We start from the raw sequence: 3,239 nt of genomic DNA, 5'->3' as shown, positions 1-3,239 counted from the left end.
GCCGGGCCGCTCCCAAGCCGGCCCACTGGCGATGTGCGAGCGGGGGTTTCCCCGCGAGCATCGCCGTCCCCTCGGGGGACCGATCAGAGTTGCCCGCGTTCAGCGTGGCAAGGCTGGGCGAGGGGCTTCAGTTCTTGGGCCGAGCGCCGGGCCGCTCCCAAGCCGGCCCGTCTGGCGATGTGCTTGCGGCTCGATGCCGCGAGCATCGCCGTCCCCTCGGGGGACCGACCAAGGTACGCCTTGGGCGAGGGGCTGCGTGCCTAGCGCGCCATTCGCCGCGTGCTCTCCCGCACGACCAGCTCCGGCCCAGGCAGCGCGGCCTTCGGCTTGCTGCCGCGCAGCATGTCGAGCATGGCCTTGGCCGCCTCGATGCCGATCTCGTAGACCGACTGGCGCACGGTGGTCAGCGGTGGCATGGCGTAGCGCGCCATGATGAGGTCGTCGAAGCCGACCAGCGACACGTCGTCGGGCACGCGCAGGTTGCGTCGGTGCAGGCCCAGGCAGGCGCCGATGGCCATCTGGTCGTTGGAGGCGAACAGCGCCGTGAAACGAACATCGCGCTCCAGCAGCCGGCTGACCGACAGCATGCCGCCGGCCTCGGTGAAGTCGCTCTGCAGGATGAGGTGGGCGTCCTGCGCGATGCCGGCTGCGGCGAGCGCGTCGAAGTAGCCGTTCTGCCGCTCGACGGCGTCGTCATGCAGCAGGTCGCCGGCGATGAAGGCGATGCGGCGGTGGCCCAGGTCGATCAGATGCTGGGTGGCCAGCCGCGCGCCCAGGCGGTTGTCGAAGCTGAAGCTGAAGAGCTGCGGCCCCGACAACTGCCGGCCGACGACGACGACGGGCAGGCTGTCCGACACCTTGGTCAGCTCGGCATCGGCGATGCGGCCGGCCAGCACGATGACGCCGTCCACGCGGCGCGACAGCAGCGTCTCGATGGCCTTGCGCTCGTCCTCCTCATGCCAGTTGCCGGAGACGAACAGCGGCACATAGCCGGCCTGCTCCAGCTCGCGCTCGATGCCGAGCAGCGCTTCGCCGTAGAAGGGGCTGGAGATGATCTGCGTGACGACGCCGACCGACAGCGTGCGCCCGCCTGCCAGGCCGCGCGCCACCGGGTTGGGCCGGAAGCCCAGCGCCTGGATGGCCGCCTGCACGGCGTCCTTTTTGAGCTGGCTGACGGCCGCCGTGCCGTTGAGGATGCGCGACACCGTGCTGGGCGACACGCCGGCCAGCTCGGCCACCTGCTCCAGCGTGACAGCGCCATCGGCGCGGCTTGAAGGCGCTTTCTTGGCGGGGGGCTGGGCGTCGTTCATGGGTGCGGCGAGTGTAGGTGCGGTGTCGTCCGGGCCGCCTTCGGGCCGACCCATCAGGTTGGAGGTGGCGCTGGTGATTCTGCCCCGACAACAGAAAGCGCTTTCAATGATCGGCCCTTCCTAGGGTTTTTGCTGCCGAGGCCCAGACCGGCTCGACGCACAATCGTGAAAGCGCTTTCACACCCATGCCCGATTCCGACTCCATCCCCCGCCGCCATCTGCTGGCCGCCGCGTTCGGCGGTGTGCTGGAGGCCGCTTCCGGCCCCGTTTTCGCTGCCGAGAAGCCGCCGCTGACCGTGGCGGCCTTTCCCCTCGTTGACGTCATCGCCAAGGACTTGCTGAAGGGCTGGAGCCAGAGCCACCCCGAGGTGCGCACCCAGGTCATCAGCCGCCAATACGACGACCATCACACGGCCATGACGACAGCGCTATCAACGTCGGGCCACCTGCCCGACGTCATCGCGCTGGAAACGAGCTACCTGGGCCGCTTCTCGCTGGGCTCGGGGCTGGAGGACCTGTCCGCACCGGCCTTCGGTGCCGAGCGCTTCAAGGGCGTGTTCGTGCCCTTCGCCATCGAGACGGCGCGCAACCGGCAGGGCGCCATCGTCGCCATGCCCTGCGACATCGGCCCGGGCTCGCTCTTCTATCGCCAGGACCTGCTGGCCCAGGCGGGCCTGAAGGAGGCCGACCTGACGCGCTCCTGGGAGAGCTATGTCGACGCCGGCGCCCAGCTCAAGGCCAAGACCGGCGCCTATCTGATCGGCGACGTGCGGCTGCTCAAAGACATCATCGTGCGCGCCGGCACGCCGCCGGGCGAGGGCCAGTTCGTCGACAACCAGGGCCGCGCCCAGATCACGTCGGCGCGCTTCGTGCGTGCTTTCGAGCTGGCCAAGAAGGTGCGCCAGCAGGGCCTGGACGCCCGTGTCGAGGTCTGGCAGAACGACTGGGCCGAGATGCTCAAGCGCGGCCGCCTGGCCACCGAGATGTCGGGCTGCTGGATGGCCGGCCAGATGGCCAACTGGGTGGCGCCCGGCACGGCCGGCAAGTGGCGCGTGGCGCAATTGCCCGAAAACGCCTACTGCTCCTACGGCGGCACCTACTACGCCATCCCGCGCCGCTCGGCGCCCGAGCGCAAGCAGCTCGCTTGGCAGCTCATCCAGGAGCTGACGATGGACCGACAGCGCCAGCTGGATGCCTTCCGCTCGCAGGACGCCTTCCCGGCCCTGCTCGCCGCGCAGGACGACGCCTTCTTCGACCAGCCCGTGCCCTTCCTCGGCGGCCAGCATGCTAGGCAGTTGTGGCGTGACGCGGCGCGGCGCATCCCGGTCGTCAAGATGCACAAGCAGCACAAGTTTGCCGACGAGGTCATCAACGCGGAGCTGGACAATGTGCTGGAGTACGGCAAGGCGATTGGGCAGGCGCTGGCGGATGCGCAGGCGTTGGTGGTGCATCGGGCGAATCGGTGATGGTTGGGTCGCTTCTTCGTTGCTTTGGCTTAGTGGCAAGGCCCAGCCGGGAGTTCGCCCCGGCGGGCGACCTTCTTTTTGAGCGACCAAAAAGAAGGCAAAAAGTCGCCCCTGTTCCGTCGCCCCTCTGCGAGGGGTGCCCTGCGATGCTCGGAACCCGAGGCCCGCGCAAAACTCGCGCCGCTACGCTTTGCTCAACCAGTTGCGCGGAGTCAGTTGACGAAGCGGGCTTCGCCCGCGCCTCGGGCTCCTGCGCTTCTCGGCTCCTTCAAAGGGGACCATTTGAAACAGCCGAACAGCCAAGCCCGCCATCCATCGGGTGGATGTATTTCTGCATGCCCCCTTTTAGCCCCGCCGAGGAACGGAAGACCCGAAGCCCGTTCGCGCAGCGAACCTCAAGAACTGACTCGCGACGCCTGTTTGAGCAGAGCGTAGCGGCGCGAGTTCGGCGCGGGGCTTCGGG

The 3,239-nt window shown here is 68.5% G+C and carries 2 protein-coding genes; one reads left to right on the top strand and one right to left on the bottom strand.

Annotation, left to right across the window (positions count from 1 at the left end):
* Positions 1–260: 260 nt before the first annotated feature.
* On the bottom strand, positions 261–1,310 hold the full coding sequence (locus ABIS05_RS25375; RefSeq protein ID WP_348011275.1) for a LacI family DNA-binding transcriptional regulator: 1,050 nt from the start codon (positions 1,308–1,310) through the stop codon (positions 261–263).
* A 185-nt stretch (positions 1,311–1,495) separates the two neighbouring features.
* Here ABIS05_RS25375 and ABIS05_RS25370 point away from each other — a divergent pair, with 185 nt between their 5' ends.
* The gene (locus ABIS05_RS25370; RefSeq protein WP_348011274.1) at positions 1,496–2,776 is read left to right on the top strand and encodes an extracellular solute-binding protein; all 1,281 of its coding nucleotides are present in this window, start codon (positions 1,496–1,498) and stop codon (positions 2,774–2,776) included.
* Positions 2,777–3,239 lie beyond the last annotated feature (463 nt).

It is taken from the genome of Roseateles sp. (assembly GCF_039929605.1).
Lineage (GTDB): Bacteria > Pseudomonadota > Gammaproteobacteria > Burkholderiales > Burkholderiaceae_C > Pelomonas.
Note: the sequence above shows the minus strand (reverse complement) of the source record. Positions and strands in the feature narration are given on the sequence as shown.

What these genes read in the sequence shown, in the direction of transcription:
- ABIS05_RS25375 (WP_348011275.1), bottom strand. Translation starts at nt 1,310, where the DNA reads ATGAACGACGCCCAGCCCCCCGCCAAGAAAGCGCCTTCAAGCCGCGCC.
- ABIS05_RS25370 (WP_348011274.1), top strand. Translation starts at nt 1,496, where the DNA reads ATGCCCGATTCCGACTCCATCCCCCGCCGCCATCTGCTGGCCGCCGCG.